We start from the raw sequence: 17,573 nt of genomic DNA, 5'->3' as shown, positions 1-17,573 counted from the left end.
CGGGGCGGGGTCGGCGCGGTTTATCGCGGCAGCGCGTCGGGGTCGTAGCCGGGCTTGCGGTATAACGCGTCGGCCTTGGGGGCGATCTCGCGGTCGTAGACCTCGCGCGCCCAGTTGCTGGGGGCGACGTCTTCGATGGCGACCGAGATCTGTTCCGGGAATAATAGGGGACAGACCACGTTTTCCAGGGCATGGGCTGCTAGCTATCAAGTACTGACCAGCTGTCGTGTGGCGCATACGGGTTGTTCTATTCACGCCACCCGATTAGCAATCCGTTTCCGCAACAGATCGATATGCAGCCGAGCGTCGTAGGCGTAGCCGCGATACGTGAGCGGTAGGTGCAGGTTCGCGATCTGGCGATCCAGCTCGGCGAGTTCGGATTGGAGTTCGCGCAGTTGTTGTGGGTCTTCGGTTTCCGATGCGGCTTCGTCGATTTCGCGAATACGCGCGTAGTGGCGAAACACGCGGTTGCGCACGCTCCATTTGTAGAGCCCGGGCAGCGTGCGCAGCAGCGGCAGCAACAGAAACACGATCGGCAGCAGCAGGATTGCGAAGCGGCTGATCTGCGCTACCACCCAATACGGCAGGAACGCGTTCAGCGGGCTGGCGCCGTCGGCGATCAGATCGCGGGCGTAGGGGTCCTGCGGCAGGGACGTGTTGTCCATGGTCGGAAACTGGCCTTCGGGCGTGATCACGTCGCCGGGTTCGTGGACTTCCCGCGCGGCTTCGACAAGCCGGTCGACGATAGCCGGGTGCAGTTCCGGCTGTGCGACAATACGCGCCACCAGCCCCAGCAGCTGGCGCTCCCGCGCAGGCAACGGCGGATCGAGGGCGAAGGCGCCGGAAGGCACGTCCACCAGAATCGATTGCGGCATGCGCCTGGACAGGGCAACGATATGGTCGAGTTGCAAAAGCGTGGTGTCGCCGTCCGCCAATAGTGGCGCGAGATAGGGCGCCGAGAGGGGGGCTACGAACAGCGCGACGTCGGCGTCGCCCGAGGTCAGTGCGCTGGCGGCTTCGGCGCCGCCGCGCGGCAGCAGCGTATTGGCGTTGTCTGAAAGGCCCGCAGCGTTTAGAAACGCTTGCGCGGCGGCCCGTGTGCCGGAGCCGTCTTCGCCCGCGGCAATGCGCAGCCCGGACCATTGCGCGGGGTTGCGGGGCACGTCCACGTCGGCGGTCGGTCGGGCGAAGATGAGGAACGGTTCGGTAAAGACGGCACCCAGGGTTTCGATGCGCTCGCCCGCGGCAATGCCGCCCTGCAGCAGCGCAGCGTCGGCCTCGCCGCTGGCCATGAGCCGGGCGTTCTCGACAGAGCCGGCGGTCGGGATCAGCTTCAGGTCGATATTGTCTCTTGCGAGTATGTCGCGGTAGCGCTCGGCGATCCGCCAGTAGCCGCCGTTCTCGGTGCCGGCGGCGAAGCGGATCGTCGAGGGCGGGAGAATATCGCGGCTTAGCCACCACAGCGCCGTGACCGCCAGAACAACCGCGAGGATCAGAGCGGACACGCGAACCATGAAATTCCTTTGCCGGGTCTTTACTTAAACCGCATCAAACCGCGATCGGCTGGCCTTTTGCAACTGCGGCCCGGAATACGGGGGCGGCGCGCTCGCTCGCCGACGAAGAATGGGATGGCCGGCCACGGTTTTCACCCCGGCGTTCGTGCGGCGTGACCTTGGCCGCTTTTGCCGTACAAGCCCTTATTCAATTCAATGGAGACCATCGTGCCGACGCTGTCTGCGATCTATCGCTACCCGATCAAATCGACGGCCGGCGAGTCGTTGCCGAGCGCGCGGGTTTTCGAAGAAGGGCTCGAACAGGATCGCCGTTTCATGGTGGTGAAACCGGACGGTTCGTTCGTGACCGCGCGCAAGTATCCGGCGTTGCAGCGGGTCGTCGCGCGGTTCGACGGCGAACGGCTGTCGCTGATTCATGATGATCAGGTGGCGCTTACCGAATCGCGCCAGGCGTTCGCGCGGGAAAAATTCGACACCCGGGTGTGGGCGGACGATTTCTGTGCGCTGACCACCACGATTCGGCTCGACGCCTGGATGAGCCGCGTGGTGGGCGAGCCGATGAGTCTGCTGTGGCTGGGCGAGCGATCGAGCCGCTACCGCGACCTCATCGAAACCCGCGTGAGCTTTGCCGACGGTTACCCGCTGCTGCTTACGTCCGAGGCATCGCTTGCGGACGTAAATACCCGCACCGACGGCTCGCACGTGATGGCCCAGTTCCGGCCCAACCTCGTGGCCAGCGGTACGCCGGCGTTTGCCGAAGACGAGTGGCGACGGGTTCGCATTGGCGACGTGGTGTTTCGGGTCGATGCGCCGTGTTCGCGCTGCGTGATGATTACCGTCGACCCGGAACGCGGCGTACGTCGGGCAGACGGCGAACCCATGCGCGCGTTGATGCGCTATCGCAAGGGTGCGGGTAACAACGTGTACTTCGGGCAGAACCTCGTTGCCGAGAATTGCGGCGAGGTGACCGTGGGGCAGGCAATAGAAGTCCTCGAATGATGGCCCGGCTGCGTTGAGTCCACGACAAGACCACGTTCACTTCGCGCCGCCGGACAGGCAAGGTAGCGGTCGCAACCCCTTGTCGTTATGGCGCCGATCTCGCGCGGTACGTGACTGATCGTTCGCGCTGTGACGTGTCACGGGCGACTAGTGACCAGGGATGAGGCTCCAGCCGCGTTATATGCGCGCCGCCGCGCTCCTTCGCTCGGGCGCGCGTGATTTTGCCGAGGCCGCGATCCGGTCAATCGTCGCGCGTGATGTCGACGCTCGCTGCCGACGCATCCGCAGATAGCGCTGTCCAAACGGCGTACAGTGCGAATCATCACGCTGTGTCATTTTTTGGATTTTTCTGCATGCGCGTATTCAGCAATCCGGTCGGTCCCGGTTCGCTCTGGTTCGATAATCTCACCACCGCAGACGGCACGCCGGTGGCCTACGACCCGCAAGCGCGGGCGTTTCTGCCGATGCCGCCGTTCTGCGCCAACCGCGAACGCATCGGCTGCAACTGGATCGCCCCGGAGCCGGGCGCGTTCTGTCGTTCCTGCGACATGACGAAGCTGGCGCCGGACCCGTCGATCGACAACGTCATCCCGGACTGGGCGGAGACGGAAGCGGCCAAGCGCTGGGTGCTGGACAACCTCGGGCGCTGGCACTGGTTTCGCCCGGAAGACCCGGGCACGCGGCCGATGTTTCACATGCTGGGCGAGTACGGCGAAAACCCGGCGCCCATGGGCCATGCCCAGGGCGTGGTCACCATCAGCGTGGCCGAGGCGGACCCGGTGATCCGCACCAAGCGGCGCCAGGCGCTCGGCGAGCCGTACCGCACGATGATCGGCCATATGCGCCACGAAATCGCCCATATGCTCTGGTGGCGGCTGAGTCTGCGGGAGGATTTTCTCGACGCCTTTCGCGAGATGTTCGGCGACGAGCGCGCGGATTATGGCCAGGCGCTGCAACGCCATTACCAGAACGGCCCGCCGGCCGACTGGCCGCAACGCTATCTGAGCAGCTATGCATCGGCGCACCCGCACGAGGACTGGGCCGAGACCACGGCGCATCTGTTGAACCTGACCGACATTACCGACAGCTTCGTGGCCGCCGGTTTTTCGTCGCCCAATCTGCCGGGCGGCAGCTGGGACCCGTACGCCGAAACCGATTCCGAGCGGCTCATCTATATCGGCGCGTCCATCGCGGTCGGCACCAATCACCTGAACCGGTCGATGGGGCTGGCGGATCTCTACCCGTTCCTGCTGGCCGAATCCACGCATCGCAAGCTGGCGTTCGTGCACCGCTGGCTGCGGCGGGGCGCGCAGGGGCTGTGATCGCGCGGCGCTGATTGGCCTGATGGGCTTGATAGGCCGGCGTCGCGTCGGCCTGCGCCATCGCCCGCGAACCCGGCCGGCGCGTGTTCTAGAATGCGCGCGACGTTTCGTTTCTACTCGCCCATGCCTGCGTCACGCGACGACACGCCGCCGCTTAGCGGCAGCCTGTTTCCCGAAATTGCCGCGGACAAACCCGCCGGCGTCACGGCGGCCGAGCCCGACGCGCAGACCGTGGCCTTGGCTCGCGATCTGCCCGGCGGGCTGCACCTGGGTACGTCGTCCTGGCATTTTCCGGGCTGGGCCGGTCTGGTGTGGGATCGCGCCTACAGCGACAAGCAGCTCTCGCGCGAGGGCCTGTCGGCATACGCCGCACACCCGTTGTTTGGCGCGGTCGGGCTGGATCGCGGTTTCTACCGCCCGTTGACCGCGGCCCAGTACGCCGACTACGCGGCCGCCGTACCGGACGATTTCCGCTTCGTCGTCAAAGGACCCAGCCAGGTTACGGACGCGCTGGTGCGGGACGCCGGCGGCCAGGGTCGACGCCCGAACCCGGGTTTTCTGGACGGCGAGCAGGCCTGGGCGCAGTTCGTGGCGCCCGCCTGTGAAGGGCTGGGTGCGAAGGTCGGCGCGCTGGTTTTCCAGATCAGCCCGCTGCCGCCGTCGTGGACGGCGAACATGGACGAACTGATCGCAAGGCTGCACGCCATGTTGCGGGCGATTGCTGGCGTACGCGATCGGGCCCCGCAGGCCGTGATCGCGGTCGAGGTGCGCAACGGCGAATGGCTGTGTCCGGCGTTCGTCGAAGCGCTGCAGGATACGGGCGCGACGTATTGCCTGGGCCTGCACCCGAAAATGCCGCCGATCGAGCGGCAGCTGCCCGTGCTGCGACGCCTGTGGCCCGGGCCGTTCGTGTGTCGCTGGAACCTGAACGTGCGCCACGGCGCGTTCGGCTACGAACGAGCGCGTGATCTCTATGCGCCGTTCGACAAGCTCGTCGACCCGGATCTGGACACGCGCGCGACGCTGGCGCGGGTCATCGCGGGCACGGTCGGCGCCGGCCAGCCGGCGTACGTGACCATCAACAACAAGGCCGAGGGCAGCTCGCCGCTGTCGGTCGCCGCACTGGCCGAGGCGGTGCGCGCCGCGCAGTCGTAAAGGGTATAACGCCAAGCGCTCGGCGGCGTGACGCTCGATCGCAGGGCAGACGCGCCGACGTGAACGCGCGTCGGATGGCGGATGTCGCGCGGCACGTGGCTCGAGCCGCAGGGCGCCATGGCCGCACGCAGCCGCCCGCAGTCGCCCGCAGTCGCAAGCGCGCTGCTTCCGAGGGTACGGATGGCCGAGCCGCTTGCTTGGCGCCATCTTCAATCCATACGCCACCCATGAAAAAGGGCAGATGCCTGAAGCATCTGCCCTTCGTTTGCGCGACGCGTTGTCGTGCGTCTAGCTTGCGCCGGCTTCCTGCTTGTCCAGCAGGGTCAGCAGCTTGTGTTCGTGCTGGATGCCCTTGAGCAGCGAATAGCACATGAGCAGCAGAACGAAGGTGAACGGCAGGCCGGTGGTGACCGATGCCGCCTGCAGGGCAGACAGCGCATCCGCGCCGCCGACCACCAGCAGGGCCGCCGCGATGAAGCCTTCCGCGGCACACCAGAACACGCGCTGTGCGGCCGGTGCTTCGGTCTTGCCGCCGGCGGTGATGGTGTCGATCACCAGCGAACCAGAGTCCGATGAGGTGATGAAGAACACCAGCACGAGCACGATCGCCAGGAACGAGGTGATGCTGGTAAGCGGCATGTTTTCAAGCATGCGGAACAACGTGAGCGAGGAGTCCTGAATTCCGCCGGCCAGCGAGCCGACACCGTTGAGCGCCTGATCGACGCCTACGCCGCCAAACGCGGCCATCCAGATCCCGGTCACGACCATCGGCACGATGAGCACGGCGGTGAGAAATTCACGCACGGTGCGACCACGCGAAACGCGCGCGATGAACATGCCCACGAACGGCGACCAGGAAATCCACCAGGCCCAGTAGAAGATGGTCCAGGAGTGGTAGAAGCTCTGGTCTTCACGGCCGACGGGGTTGCTCAGCGGCAGCAGGTATTCCGCATAGCCGCTGAACGTCGTGAACAGGTTGCCGGCGAACGCGAAGATCGAGCCAGCGATGATCACGAACAGCAGCAGCAGACCCGCCAGGCCCATGTTGATGTTGCTGAGCAGCTTCACGCCGCCGTCGATACCGCGCAGCACGGAGACGAGCGCCACGGCCGTGACGCCGGCGATGATGCCGATTTCCAGCGGCAGATTGGCCGGAATCCCGAACAGGAACTCGAGACCACCGGCGGCCTGCTGGGCGCCGAAGCCGAGCGACGTCGCCAGACCGAAGATCGTGGCGAGCACGGCCATGGTGTCGATCACGTTGCCGAGCGTGCCCCAGACGCGGTCGCCAAACAGCGGGTAGAAGGTCGAACGAATCGACAGCGGCATGCCCTTGTTATAGGCAAAGAACGCGAGCGAGAGCGCGACCACGCCGTAGATCGCCCACGGATGCAGCGCCCAGTGATACATCACCGCGCCCATGGCGGCCGTCTTCGAGGCTTCGTCGCCGCCCGGAACGTTCAGCGGCGTACCGGCCCATTCGGTGAAGTAGCCCACCGGTTCGGCCACACTCCAGAACATCAGGCCGATGCCCATGCCGGCCGCGAACAGCATGGCGAACCACGACATGCGCGAGAAGTCGGGTCGGGCGTCTTCGCCACCCAGACGAACGCGCCCGTAGGGCAGAAAGATCAGCGCGAGGCAGAACAGCACGAACACGTTGCCCGCACTCAGGAACAGCCAGTCGAAGCTGTTGATCACCCAGTCGCGCGCACCGGAGAGCCCGCTTTTCGAGACTTCCGGAAACAGCATCGACCCGACGACGAACACCAGGATGAGCAGTGCGCTCCAGATGAACACCGGGTTGTGCAGATCCAGCCCCAGTGGGTGGATGTTGTCTTCCCCGATCTCGTAATCGAACTCGTAGCGTTCCTCGAGTTCATCGACCCGTTCGCTCGTATTCATTGCGTCCCCTGTAGGCGGATGGCCGCGTGGGCATCGATCCTCACGCCGCGCGCGTGGGCTCAAGATGCGGTAATCGCGGATATTGACCCGCAGAGGTTATGGCTCTGCCGGTGCGCTGTCAAAACCGCAGGGAATCAAAAAGCGGGTTCTAGGCGCCGTGAGTGCTCGAAATCGGGTCGGTCGTATGCCCGGGTATGTTGTGCATTGGCGATCGGACGCTGTACTGGAAGAAAACGCGTTAACGGGAGTTTTGGCGTCAAATCAGTTAATTGCGGAACAGAACGTAATTGCGAGGCGCGCCGCTAACACCGCGCATCCCGATCGGGTGTCGTTTTCACGGGCGCATGCGGTCGGTGCCGTGGCGCCACGGGTCAGGGTGTTGAAAATTACCATTCAGTCGCGACTGAAACCTCGCAGCACGTTGACCGTGTTCGTGCCGATATCGGCCACGGCGTAGCCGCCTTCCATGAGAAACACGGTGGGCAGATCGGCTTGCCGCAAGCGTTGGCCGCAGTCGGTGAAATCGTCGCGCTTGAGCAGGAAGGAACTGATCGGGTCGTGCTCGAAGGTATCGACGCCGAGCGAGACGATGAGCATGTCGGCGCGGTAGCGGGCGATGCGTTCCAGGGCGTGGTCCAGCGTGGCGGCCCATTTGGGGTACCCGGTGCCGCTCGGCAGGGGGTAATTGACGTTGAACCCGTCGCCCGCGCCTTGGCCCGTTTCGTCCGCGTAGCCGAGAAAATAGGGGAATTCCTGGCGCGGGTCGCCGTGGATGGACACGAAAAGCACATCGTCGCGGGCATAGAAGATGTCCTGGGTGCCGTTGCCGTGGTGGAAGTCGATATCGAGGATCGCCACCCGGCTCGCGCCGCGATCGAGCGCGCGCTGGGCGGCGATGGCGGCATTGTTGAAGAAGCAGTAGCCGCCGTACTGATCCACGGCCGCGTGATGGCCCGGCGGCCGGCAGAGCCCGAACGCCGGTTCGCCGGTATCGACGAGATGATCGAGCGCGGATAGCGCAATATCCTTGCTCGCCTGGGCCGCGGCAAACGTGCCGGCGCACAGCGATGTTTCGGCGGCCAGAGCGTAGTAGCCCACTTCGCCGCCGATATGGTCGGGGACCCTATCGCCGCGCATGCGGCGCGCCGGCCAGATGGACGGTATGGGTTCGCCTGCCAGCCCGGCGGCTACCCAGTCGTCCCAGGCGCGTTCGAGAAAACGCACATAGGCAGCGTCGTGAACCGCCAGCACGGGATCGAGGCCGTATGCCGCGGGTGTCGACACCGCGCCGAGGCCACTTTCGCGCACACATTCGATGATCATGTCCACGCGTTCGGGGCATTCATAGGGTGTGACCAGCCGGCCGCCGTCCAGCTCGGTCAGCGCCCGGCGTTGCTTGGTGTGCTCCGAATGAAAGGTCTGCATCGGTGTATCGTCGGCAAGCCAGGCATGGAGTCTCGCACGCCGTTGCCTATTTTCGGCGTATGGGCCGCCTGCGGGTTTTTGGGCGCCGGCGAACGCGCGCTGAGGTCTTATCAACCGATCGCCGACAAGACGGCGGCGCTGCCGAGCGCTTTGCGGTTGCACGAGGTGTCAGACTTGCGGCGTGATTCAAGCCGATATCGGCTCATCTGGAGGTCATCGTGGACGAACAGACGCGTATCGAATCCGAGGCCGCTGCCTTTCGCGGCCTGATCAAACACCTGCAGCAGCGCACCGACGTACAGAACATCGATCTGATGAATCTGGCGGGTTTCTGCCGGAACTGTCTCGCCAAGTGGTATCGCGCCGAGGCCGAACATCGCGGTGAATCGATGGACTACGAACAGGCGCGCGCGCATGTGTATGGCATGCCCTACGCCGAATGGAAGCAGCGCTACCAGGCCGAAGCCAGTCCCGAGCAGACAGCGCGCTTCGAGGAAACCCGATCGACGCATGCCGATACGCGGGCCGGTAACTAGTCGGCCACGCTGTCCGCGCGCTGCGGCACAGACCACTTGTGACGCCTAGAGTATGCGAGCCCGGCCGCGGCAGCCGGGCCGGGCCGCCATCGGGCCAGGCTGGCAGCTCTTTAGGCTTCCCGTGAACGCAGGATGTACAGGAAGTGCAGGTGGTTTTCGTACTGGTCGAGCACGTCGGCGATCAGCTGTTGCTGGTTATAGCTGATCACGTTGTAGCGCTGGCCGCCCTCGCGCAGATAGACCTCGGCGCGATAGTGGTTGTCGTCGCCCTTGTGGGCGCGGCTGCTCATGCCGGATAGCGCGAACGCGGGCGGCACGAAACGCCGGGCGCGAATGCCGTAGACGAAGTCGATCTCGGCGCCGTGGTCCACTTCCAGCCGGCAGCGGCCTTCCTCGACTCGAATCTGTGACGACATCGAGCGGGCCTCGAAATGTTTGGCCACTTCGCGCAGCGCGGGTTCGGCGACGCCGTTCAGGAATTCCTGGACGTGATCGGACTTGGGCGAGCTGACCAGCGCATCCAGGCGCGTCTTCCACGTGCGGCCTTCGCCGACGGTCGGCGGCACACCCACGGGGTAGCGCAGCGTGTCCTGCTTGATGGCTTCCACGCGCAGCGAGCGGTACAGGCAGTACATCATCACCAGGATGATCAGCGAGAACGGCAGCGCGGACGCGAGCGTGGCCGAGCGCAGCGCACCCATGCCGCCGGCCAGCAGCAGCACGGAGGCAACCACGCCCTCGAGCACGGCCCAGAATACGCGCTGCCAGACTGGCGGCTCGGCGCCGCTCTTGGCGGTGAGAATATCGATGACCAGCGAGCCGGAGTCCGACGAGGTCACGAAGAAGGTGATCACCAGGACCGTCGCCAGCAGCGACGTAACGCCACTGATTGGGAAGTAGTCAAGAAAGTGGAACAGCGCGGTGGAGGCGTTGTCGCTGACCTGGTCGAGCAGCTCGCTCGCGCCCTGGGCCATGATCAGGTGCAGGGCCGTGTCGCCGAACACGGTGAACCAGACAAAGGTCGCGAACGTGGGCACCAGCAGCACGCCCAGCACGAATTCCCGCACCGTGCGGCCGCGCGAGACGCGGGCCACGAACATGCCCACGAACGGCGACCAGGAGACCCACCAGGCCCAGTAGAACAGCTTCCAGTCGACCAGGAAGTCGTTTTCCTGGCTGCCTTCGACATAGCGATACCCCGTCATCGAGATTTCGGGCAGCGTGACCAGGTAATAGCTGATGTTTTCCACCAGCATGTTGCATAGATAAAGTGTCGGCCCGGCAACCGCCACGAACAGCAGAAGGATCACGGCCAGGCCGATATTGAATTCGGACAGGCGCCGGATGCCGGCATCCAGACCGAGCACGACGGACAGCGTGGCCATGGCGGTGATGATGGCGATCAGCCCGAGCTGCACGATGGTGCTGTCGGGCACGCCGAACAGCAGATTGAGCCCGGAGTTGACCTGCTGGGAGCCGTAGCCGAGCGAGACCGCCACACCGAACAGCGTGCCGAACACGGCCACCACGTCCACGGTGTTGCCGATTGGCCCGCTCGCGCGTCGACCGAGCAGCGGATACAGCGCCGAGCTGATACGCAGCGGCAGATTCTGTCGAAACCCGAAGTAGGCCAGGCACAGCCCCACCACGGCATAGACGCCCCAGCCGTGCAGCCCCACATGAACATGGTGTCGCGCATGGCGTCGCGCGCGGCCGCGGCGGTTTCGGGCTCCACCGTCGACGGCGTGGCGTAATGCAGCACCGGCTCGGCCACGCCGTAGAACATCAGGCCGATGCCCATGCCGGCCGAAAACAGCATCGCGAACCACGAGGGATAGGAGAAATCCGGCTCGCTGTGATCCGGGCCCAGCTTCACCTGGCCATGACGAGACAGCGCCAGCGCGATCGCGAATACCAGAAAGGCCGTGACACAGAACAGGTAGAACCAGCCGAACGTCTCGACCAGCCAGGATTGCATCGCCGAGAAAAGGGTGCCGGCAGCGTCCGGGAAGAGGGCGCCGAATACAACCAGCAAGCCGATCAGCACTACGGCGGGGTAGAAAACGGGCGGGTTGATGCCCGGCTGGACTTCCTTGGCTTGCGGCATTTTTTCGAGCGTCTCCCTGGATAAGCTGCGTAACGCAAGGGACAACGCCACGATTGCGATACGAACGTGGTTCGCATCGCCTCAAAGCATGGATGGGTGCCCCGCGTCAGAACGAAACTATCGCCCTATACCGGCCGCGGTACAAATGCTGTGTGTGCCATCCGTCGTTTCTCCAGGCGCGGCCCGGCAGCGCCTGACTGCGCTCGATGCGCCGCGCCGGCCATATCGCCGGCCTCGCGGACGGCGTGGCGATCAGGCGGCGCGAATGCGGTTCCGGCCCTCGCGCTTGGCGAGATACAGCGCCCGGTCCGCCTGGTCAATGAGCTGATAGATGCCGGCATCCCGGGCATCGGGGGCGTGAGACACGCCGATGCTCACGGTCACGTGCAGGGCCGTGGCCGCCCCCGCATCGATCGGGGTGCGCTCGACGTGGCGGCGAATCTGTTCCGCGAGCGTGCGCGGGTCGGCGGCGTCGCGGCCGCGTATCAGGGCCGCGAATTCCTCACCGCCGTAGCGACAGAGCGTGTCCGTATCCTGAAGCTGGCTTGCCAGTGCCTGCGTGACCTGGCGCAGGATCTCGTCGCCGGTCTGATGGCCGTAGGTGTCGTTGACCCGCTTGAAGTGGTCGATATCGATAAACAGCAGGGCGACCGGGCGTGCGTGCGCAACGGGTTCGGCTGCTGCTTCCATGAGGGCGCGCCGGTTCGGCAGATCGGTGAGTTCGTCGGTACGGGCCAGACGGTAGAGTTCGTCTTCGGTCTCGTCCAGGCGGCGAATCAGCGACAGCAGCCCGGCCACGATGGCGGGCATGATCGTCACCGAGCAGGTGAAGGCGATCATGTAGCCCAGCGGTCGATGTTCGAGCCCGGCAACCTCCATCGCCACGCCGGTGATCGCGAACGCGATGAGCGTGCTGGCCGCGGTGAACAGCAGCACGCCGCGCCAGACACCCATGCGGCGCACGAAATGGCGCAGACGGCCGGGGCTGGCGCGGCATACGCAGGCTCGATCAGGGCGCTTGTTGGGCATGTCGATTGTCGGATCGCGGGTGCGGTTGTCGGCCGGCGCTTCGACGGTGGCGGATCGCACCTGCTCGGCGGTTTCGGTGGGTGAAGGGTGGGTTGCGCCGGGCGCCGTAGAAGCCATTGGCGGTTATCGAGCCGGAAACCCGATTTGTATTTCAAGGTGTTATCGGCTTTCCGGTCGCGAACCTTAAAATATTCTTATTGAAACGACGTTTCGAAAATGAAACGGAGATGTCGTGGTGTTTTCATCGATCTGCCGGCATTCAGACCGTGCAGGGAGGGGATACCGAACGCGTCGCCGGGGCAGGCAAATCGGGCTTTTGAATGGCCGCGGCCATTTTGATTGCTGCACTGCGGTCGTGCTAAGTCTGTTACAAACCAACCGGTCAGTTAACTGTCATGCCACTTTCTCGATGGTTCGCGGCGTCGTTCGCGCTCGTCTTTTGCCTGATGCTGGTGAGCGAGGTCGCCCGGCCCGACGCGGCGTCGGTGCCGCGAACCAGCCCGCCGCAGGATCGCGAAGGTTTTGGCGAGCCGCTTCCGGATCTCACCGACGAACAGCGGGCGCGTTTCGAGGCAGGCAAGCAGGCGTTCGAGCGTGTGTTCACGCCGCGTACGGGCCTGGGTGCCGTATTCAATGCCCAGAGCTGTGCCGAGTGTCATGCGCAGCCGGCCACTGGCGGTGCGCACGAAACCATCACGATCACCCGATTTCGCACACCGCTGTCGCTCAACTTCGCGGCCGGTCTGGTGACCCAGGCCAGCGGCAGCCCGCATATCCAACGCCGCTCGGTGGCCGACGAATTTCCCGCGCAGGTGCCCGGCTGCGATGTCGCGCCGGAGACCGTGCCGGAAAACACATTGGCCAAAACCGTGCGCGCCACGCCGCCGTTGTTCGGGCTCGGCCTGATCGAGGCGATCCCGGACTCGACCCTGATCGAGAACGGCCATGCGTCGGCCGATCGGCATCCCGACGTGAACGGTCGCGGCGCGGACCCGAGTGTGACCGGTCGCGCGGGCCTGCTTTTCCCCGGCGGCATCAACGATCTCGGCAGCCTCGGCCGTCTGGTGGGGCGGTTCGGTGCGCGCGGTTTCGTTGCCGATATCCCGAGCTTCACGCAGGGCGCCTACCGCACCGAAATGGGTATCGCCACACCGCACCCGCTGTTTTTCCTGCCGGTACGCCCGCAGGGTACGTTCGCGCCCAGCGAATGCACGCCGTTCAGCGGCACGGCGGTCTCGCTGGCCGAGGTGCGCCGGGTCGTCGACTACATGCGTTTTCTCGCGCCGCCGCCACGGGGTCCGATCACGTCTGCGGTAAAACGCGGCGAGACGGTGTTTTCGGACATCGGCTGCGACGGCTGCCACACGCCTACGCTGGAGACCGACGGCAACACCGTTGCTGCGCTGTCCTATCGTGATGTGCCGCTCTATTCGGACCTGCTGCTGCACGACATGGGCGAGGCGCTCGCCGACGGCGCGCCCGAAGGGCTGGGTACGAATCGCGAGTGGCGAACCACGCCGCTCTGGGGGATCGGCGGCATCGCCAAGCCGTTGATGCACGATGGCCGCGCCGGCCGGGACTTCGTCCGCGCGATCGAACTGCACGGCGGCGAGGCAGCCGGTACGCGTTCCCGGTTCGACCGCTTGCCGGCGGCCGACAGGCGTGCCCTCGTGCGTTTTCTCGAGTCGCTGTGATCGCGCTTTCAGTGGCGTGGCGATAGCGAACGGGCACGGCCCGCAACAAGGCCGTGCCCGCCGCGGGCGGGCTAGACCTTGAGCACGAGCTTGCCGAAGTTGCTGCCCTCGAACAGTTTCAGCAGCGTGTCGGGGAAGGTCTCGAAGCCCTCGACGATGTCTTCGCGGTGCTTGATCTTGCCCTCGGAAAGCCAGCCGGCCATTGCCTGGGCGCCCTCGCCGTATCGCTTGGCGTAGTCGAAGACCACGAAGCCCTCCATGCGCGCCCGGTTCACGAGCAGCGACATGTAGTTCTTGGGCGCGTACATGCCGTCGGTGGCGTTATACTGCGAGATCGCCCCGCAGATCACCACCCGGCCCTTGAACGCCAGATTGGCGAGTGCCGAGTCGAGGATCTCGCCGCCGACGTTGTCGAAGAACACGTCGATACCCTTGGGGCAGTGCTGCTTCATGCCCTTGTAGACGCTTTCGTTCTTGTAATCGATAGCGGCATCGAAGCCGAGCTCGTCGGTGACATAGGCGCATTTTTCGGCGCCGCCGGCGATGCCCACCACGTGGCAGCCCTTGAGCTTGGCGATCTGGCCGACGAGCGCGCCGACCGCGCCGGAGGCCGCAGACACGACGACCGTATCGCCGTCGCTCACGCCGCCGACATCGAGCAGGCCGAAGTAGGCCGTCATGCCCGGCATGCCGAGTACGCCGAGATACGCCGGGAGTTCGGCGATGCCCGTGTCCACCTTTCTGGCGTCCTTGCCGGCGACCACCGCGTGGGTCTGCACGCCGAAGTTGCCGCTCACCTTGTCGCCCTCGGCGAAGTCCGGGTGATTGGATGCGAGCACCGTGCCCGCGGTGCCCGCGCGCATGACTTCGCCGATTTCCACCGGCTTGATATACGAACGCCCGGCGTTCATCCAGCCGCGCATGGCCGGGTCCAGCGAGATGTATTCGATGCCCACGAGGATTTCGTCGCTACCCGGTTGCGGGATGTCTTCGGTGACGAACTCCCAGTCGGTCTTTTTCGGAAGGCCTTCCGGGCGTTGGGCAAGCCGGAACTGGCGGTTCTGATCTGATTGGGTCATGGCGGTTTTCGCTTATCGGGACGTTGTTTCGTGCAGGCACCATAGAAGCTCCCCGCAGTGGCGGCAAGCGAAATCGAACGAACGTTCACCGCATGCTGCGCGGTCGTGCGGTGCACGCACAGCGCGACCGGGCTAGGCTGGCGCGCACGGGGCAGCACGGCACCGCGGTTGGTGTGGCGCCGGTCTCGCGCCCGTCGTCTGCGTTTTCAGGACATGCCATCAATGCTTTACGCCGCGCTTGCCGATGCCGTTCTGATATTGCATCTGGGCTTCATCCTGCTCGTGGCCTGTGGCGGTGTGCTCGTGCTCTTTCGGCCGTGGTTCACGCTCGTGCATCTGCCGGCCGTCTGCTGGGGGGCTACGTGTCGCTCGCCGGCCAGGTCTGTCCGCTTACGCCGATCGAGCAACAGTGGCGTATCGCGGCCGGCCAGCGGGGATATGACGGCGGGTTCATCGATCATTACCTCATGGCCGTGATCTATCCCGCCGGGCTCACACGTGAGGTGCAGATCGCGATCGGTATCGCGGTGATCGGCTGCAACATTGTGCTCTACGGCCTCGCGGTCGCCCGGCGTCGCCGTGCCGGATCACCGCGACGCTGACACGCGGTCGTTTCAGCGCGCGCGGATCAGCAGATTCTGATGCGCCATGCCGATGCGGCCCTGACTGTCGTAGAGCGTCGAGGTGCTCAGGCCGACCCCGTTCGGCTGGGCGATGGTTTCGGCATCGAGGCCGATCCATTCGCCGACCGGCGCGCGGTGCAGATACATCGTGAGGTCGGTGTTGGTGAACAGGTACTCGTCGAACGGCAGTATCCAGCTCAGGCCGTTGCCGAAATCCGATGCCGCGGCGGCGCGCATGGTCGGGGTTGTTTCGACGCCGTCGATCAGCGGATAACGCAGCCGAAACCAGGCCGCCGCGCTTCCCGGCGCATGGGTGCTGCCGTGCGCGACGCGAATATCCATGGTTTCGTGGTGGAAGTATTCGCCGCTGGGCATGCCCGGCGTGGCGAAGCGCTCGGTGCAGGCGGTCGGCCCGGGTTCGAGCCGCATCTCTCGGGCGTCGGGTACCGCCACGGTCTGTTCGCGCAGCAGCAGCGCGATCGCGCGCCCGACCGGCGCCCCGTCGTGCTCGAGCGTGAGGTGAACCCGCCGCGCACTGCGCCCACGACTCGGTTCGGCCACGACGTTCAGTGCCGCGATCGGGATCGGCCGCGACAGTTCGAAGGTGAGCCGGGCCAGGAAGAACTCGGGGCCGGCCGCCTGTGCGGCGACGTGGGCAAGCAGCGCCGCCGGCGCGCCCCCGTGCTGGGCTCGGTCATCCCACGGCCCGCGCGACAGGCCGGTCGCCACAAAGGTGTCGTTGTCACGAATGAATACGCTCTGTGCCGTGGTCGTTGTCATGCGGCTGCTCCTGTTGCTCGCGTACCGGGTGATTTGCTGCGCATCCTGCCACGGTTCGACGCGGCCGGGCGTTGCCGCCGCCGCTGCTCATGCCGCACTGGCGACGATGAACGATCGTTCGATTTTACGCGTCATGTGCTTGACGCCGCTTGCGCTCGCCAAAGATACTCGCCGGCGAAACGCTGTTTCACGCAATAACAAATACGCAGGTGCTTCATGAGCGATTTGGAGGAGTTCCGGGCCGAAGTCCGAGCCTGGTTGGAAGACAACTGCCCGGAGGAGATGCGCCAGCCGCTGGCCTCGGACGCCGAGCACGTGTGGGGCGGGCGCCGCTGGCAGTTTTCGTCCGAGGCCCAGCGTGTCTGGTTCGAGCGCATGGTCGCCAAGGGCTGGACCGCGCCGGCCTGGCCGGTGGAATACGGCGGTGGCGGCATGAGCGCCGACGAGCATGATGTGTTCAAGGCCGAGATGAAGCGTATCAACGCGCGCAGCCCGGTCAGCAACTTCGGTTTCTGGATGCTGGGGCCGGCGCTGCTCAAGTTCGGTTCCGAGGAACAGAAACGCAAACACCTGCCCGAAATAGCGCGCGGCGAAATCCGCTGGTGCCAGGGTTATTCCGAGCCCAACGCCGGTTCCGATCTGGCCAGCCTCAAGACCTCGGCCGAGATCGACGGCGATCATTTCGTGGTCAACGGCCGCAAGATCTGGACGTCCTATGCGGATCGCGCCGACAAGATGTTCTGCCTCGTGCGCACCGACCCGGATGCCAAGAAGCAGGCCGGCATTTCGTTCATCCTGCTCGACATGGATACGCCCGGGGTATCCACCCGGCCGATTCAGCTCATTTCCGGCGAATCGCCGTTCTGCGAGACATTCTTCGACGACGTACGCGTACCGCGCGCCAATCTCGTCGGGGAAATGAATCAGGGCTGGACGATCGCGAAGTACCTGCTCACCCACGAGCGCGACAACATCGGCGGCGAGCCGCCGGGTCTGCTCAAGGGGCGCGATCTGGCGCAGATGGCGCTGCAAGCAGTCGGTGCCGATGACCAGGGCCGGCTCGACGATCCGATGCTGCGCTCGGATATCGCGCGTCTGGAGATCGATGCCATGGCATTCCGCGCGCTGGTCGAGCAGACCCGGGCGAAGGCGGAAGCCGGCGAGGGCATGGGCGCGCGTTCGGCGATGCTCAAGTACTACGGCACCGAGCTGAACAAGCGCCGCTACAACCTGATGATGGATGCCATGGGCGGACTCGGCCTGGAATGGGAGAGCGAACAGACCGGCGGCGGGCGCTATGCCCGCGAATGGTTGCGTTCCAAAGGCAACTCCATCGAAGGCGGCACCTCGGAGATCATGCTCGGCATCATCTCCTCCGCCGTGCTCGAACTCCCTAAAGGTTAGC

General features: G+C 65.2%; 16 protein-coding genes and 1 pseudogene. 9 read left to right on the top strand and 8 right to left on the bottom strand.

The window, feature by feature from the left end:
• Positions 1 to 20: 20 nt before the first annotated feature.
• Both J7355_RS12305 and J7355_RS12300 read right to left on the bottom strand, forming a co-directional pair.
• Positions 21 to 179 (bottom strand): hypothetical protein, encoded by a 159-nt coding sequence (locus J7355_RS12305; protein WP_209063134.1) that lies wholly within the window; start codon positions 177 to 179, stop codon positions 21 to 23.
• Between the two features lie 72 nt (positions 180 to 251).
• Positions 252 to 1,514, bottom strand: a complete 1,263-nt coding sequence (locus J7355_RS12300; RefSeq protein ID WP_209063132.1) for a TAXI family TRAP transporter solute-binding subunit — start codon at positions 1,512 to 1,514, stop codon at positions 252 to 254.
• Positions 1,515 to 1,721: 207 nt separating this feature from the next.
• On the opposite strand from J7355_RS12300, the gene J7355_RS12295 reads away from it, so the two are divergent.
• The 3 genes from J7355_RS12295 to J7355_RS12285 all read left to right on the top strand — a co-directional run bounded on the left by J7355_RS12295 (position 1,722) and on the right by J7355_RS12285 (position 4,990).
• Positions 1,722 to 2,513, top strand: coding sequence for an MOSC N-terminal beta barrel domain-containing protein (locus J7355_RS12295; RefSeq protein ID WP_209063130.1), 792 nt, complete (start codon positions 1,722 to 1,724; stop codon positions 2,511 to 2,513).
• 353 nt (positions 2,514 to 2,866) lie between these two features.
• Entirely contained in the window at positions 2,867 to 3,835 is a 969-nt protein-coding gene (locus tag J7355_RS12290; RefSeq protein WP_209063128.1) for a putative zinc-binding metallopeptidase, read from the top strand.
• Between the two features lie 123 nt (positions 3,836 to 3,958).
• A complete protein-coding gene (locus J7355_RS12285; protein ID WP_209063125.1) occupies positions 3,959 to 4,990 on the top strand; it encodes a DUF72 domain-containing protein in 1,032 nt (343 codons plus the stop codon).
• Between the two features lie 288 nt (positions 4,991 to 5,278).
• Here J7355_RS12285 and J7355_RS12280 read toward each other — a convergent pair whose 3' ends face one another.
• The gene (locus J7355_RS12280) at positions 5,279 to 6,895 is read right to left on the bottom strand and encodes a BCCT family transporter (protein WP_209063123.1); all 1,617 of its coding nucleotides are present in this window, start codon (positions 6,893 to 6,895) and stop codon (positions 5,279 to 5,281) included.
• 393 nt (positions 6,896 to 7,288) lie between these two features.
• Entirely contained in the window at positions 7,289 to 8,320 is a 1,032-nt protein-coding gene (locus J7355_RS12275) for a histone deacetylase family protein (RefSeq protein WP_209063121.1), read from the bottom strand.
• Between the two features lie 218 nt (positions 8,321 to 8,538).
• Here J7355_RS12275 and J7355_RS12270 point away from each other — a divergent pair, with 218 nt between their 5' ends.
• A complete protein-coding gene (locus tag J7355_RS12270) occupies positions 8,539 to 8,856 on the top strand; it encodes a DUF1244 domain-containing protein (protein WP_209063119.1) in 318 nt (105 codons plus the stop codon).
• Positions 8,857 to 8,966: 110 nt separating this feature from the next.
• Here the strand turns inward: J7355_RS12270 and J7355_RS12265 are convergent.
• Together J7355_RS12265 and J7355_RS12260 are read right to left on the bottom strand one after the other, a co-directional pair.
• A pseudogene (locus tag J7355_RS12265) lies at positions 8,967 to 10,963 on the bottom strand (BCCT family transporter).
• Positions 10,964 to 11,215: 252 nt separating this feature from the next.
• Positions 11,216 to 12,109: a GGDEF domain-containing protein gene (locus J7355_RS12260; protein WP_209063117.1), complete on the bottom strand. Its 894-nt coding sequence runs from the start codon at positions 12,107 to 12,109 to the stop codon at positions 11,216 to 11,218.
• Between J7355_RS12260 and J7355_RS12255 the strand changes: the two genes are divergently transcribed.
• Both J7355_RS12255 and J7355_RS12250 read left to right on the top strand, forming a co-directional pair.
• Positions 12,109 to 12,312: a hypothetical protein gene (locus tag J7355_RS12255; protein WP_209063115.1), complete on the top strand. Its 204-nt coding sequence runs from the start codon at positions 12,109 to 12,111 to the stop codon at positions 12,310 to 12,312. The genes J7355_RS12260 and J7355_RS12255 overlap by 1 nt on opposite strands.
• 75 nt (positions 12,313 to 12,387) lie before the next feature.
• A complete protein-coding gene (locus J7355_RS12250; protein WP_209063113.1) occupies positions 12,388 to 13,686 on the top strand; it encodes a di-heme oxidoredictase family protein in 1,299 nt (432 codons plus the stop codon).
• A gap of 71 nt (positions 13,687 to 13,757) precedes the next feature.
• Here the strand turns inward: J7355_RS12250 and J7355_RS12245 are convergent, their stop codons facing one another.
• Positions 13,758 to 14,765 (bottom strand): NADP-dependent oxidoreductase, encoded by a 1,008-nt coding sequence (locus tag J7355_RS12245; RefSeq protein ID WP_209063111.1) that lies wholly within the window; start codon positions 14,763 to 14,765, stop codon positions 13,758 to 13,760.
• 317 nt (positions 14,766 to 15,082) lie between these two features.
• On the opposite strand from J7355_RS12245, the gene J7355_RS12240 reads away from it, so the two are divergent.
• Complete coding sequence (locus J7355_RS12240; protein WP_348523034.1) at positions 15,083 to 15,367, top strand: DUF2784 domain-containing protein; 285 nt, start codon at positions 15,083 to 15,085, stop codon at positions 15,365 to 15,367.
• A gap of 12 nt (positions 15,368 to 15,379) precedes the next feature.
• Here the strand turns inward: J7355_RS12240 and J7355_RS12235 are convergent, their stop codons facing one another.
• Positions 15,380 to 16,168 carry a thioesterase family protein gene (locus tag J7355_RS12235; RefSeq protein WP_209063110.1) on the bottom strand — a complete coding sequence of 263 codons (789 nt, stop codon included), beginning with the start codon at positions 16,166 to 16,168 and terminating at the stop codon, positions 15,380 to 15,382.
• Between J7355_RS12235 and J7355_RS12230 the strand changes: the two genes are divergently transcribed.
• The gene (locus tag J7355_RS12230; protein WP_209063108.1) at positions 16,167 to 16,388 is read left to right on the top strand and encodes a hypothetical protein; all 222 of its coding nucleotides are present in this window, start codon (positions 16,167 to 16,169) and stop codon (positions 16,386 to 16,388) included. The genes J7355_RS12235 and J7355_RS12230 overlap by 2 nt on opposite strands.
• Positions 16,385 to 17,572: an acyl-CoA dehydrogenase family protein gene (locus J7355_RS12225; protein ID WP_209063106.1), complete on the top strand. Its 1,188-nt coding sequence runs from the start codon at positions 16,385 to 16,387 to the stop codon at positions 17,570 to 17,572. Before J7355_RS12230 ends, J7355_RS12225 begins: the two co-directional genes overlap by 4 nt.
• The last annotated feature ends 1 nt before the right edge of the window (position 17,573 follow it).

Origin of the sequence: Endozoicomonas sp. G2_2, from assembly GCF_017744135.1 — a bacterium.
Classification (GTDB): domain Bacteria; phylum Pseudomonadota; class Gammaproteobacteria; order Nevskiales; family Salinisphaeraceae; genus Salinisphaera.
Note: the sequence above shows the minus strand (reverse complement) of the source record. Positions and strands in the feature narration are given on the sequence as shown.

Excerpts from the sequence above, each read along its gene's own strand:
- J7355_RS12300 (WP_209063132.1), bottom strand. The coding sequence starts at position 1,514 with ATGGTTCGCGTGTCCGCTCTGATCCTCGCGGTTGTTCTGGCGGTCACG.
- J7355_RS12290 (WP_209063128.1), top strand. The coding sequence starts at position 2,867 with ATGCGCGTATTCAGCAATCCGGTCGGTCCCGGTTCGCTCTGGTTCGAT.
- J7355_RS12285 (WP_209063125.1), top strand. The coding sequence starts at position 3,959 with ATGCCTGCGTCACGCGACGACACGCCGCCGCTTAGCGGCAGCCTGTTT.
- J7355_RS12280 (WP_209063123.1), bottom strand. The coding sequence starts at position 6,895 with ATGAATACGAGCGAACGGGTCGATGAACTCGAGGAACGCTACGAGTTC.
- J7355_RS12275 (WP_209063121.1), bottom strand. The coding sequence starts at position 8,320 with ATGCAGACCTTTCATTCGGAGCACACCAAGCAACGCCGGGCGCTGACC.
- J7355_RS12260 (WP_209063117.1), bottom strand. The coding sequence starts at position 12,109 with ATGGCTTCTACGGCGCCCGGCGCAACCCACCCTTCACCCACCGAAACC.
- J7355_RS12250 (WP_209063113.1), top strand. The coding sequence starts at position 12,388 with ATGCCACTTTCTCGATGGTTCGCGGCGTCGTTCGCGCTCGTCTTTTGC.
- J7355_RS12245 (WP_209063111.1), bottom strand. The coding sequence starts at position 14,765 with ATGACCCAATCAGATCAGAACCGCCAGTTCCGGCTTGCCCAACGCCCG.
- J7355_RS12230 (WP_209063108.1), top strand. The coding sequence starts at position 16,167 with ATGCGGCTGCTCCTGTTGCTCGCGTACCGGGTGATTTGCTGCGCATCC.
- J7355_RS12235 (WP_209063110.1), bottom strand. The coding sequence starts at position 16,168 with ATGACAACGACCACGGCACAGAGCGTATTCATTCGTGACAACGACACC.
- J7355_RS12225 (WP_209063106.1), top strand. The coding sequence starts at position 16,385 with ATGAGCGATTTGGAGGAGTTCCGGGCCGAAGTCCGAGCCTGGTTGGAA.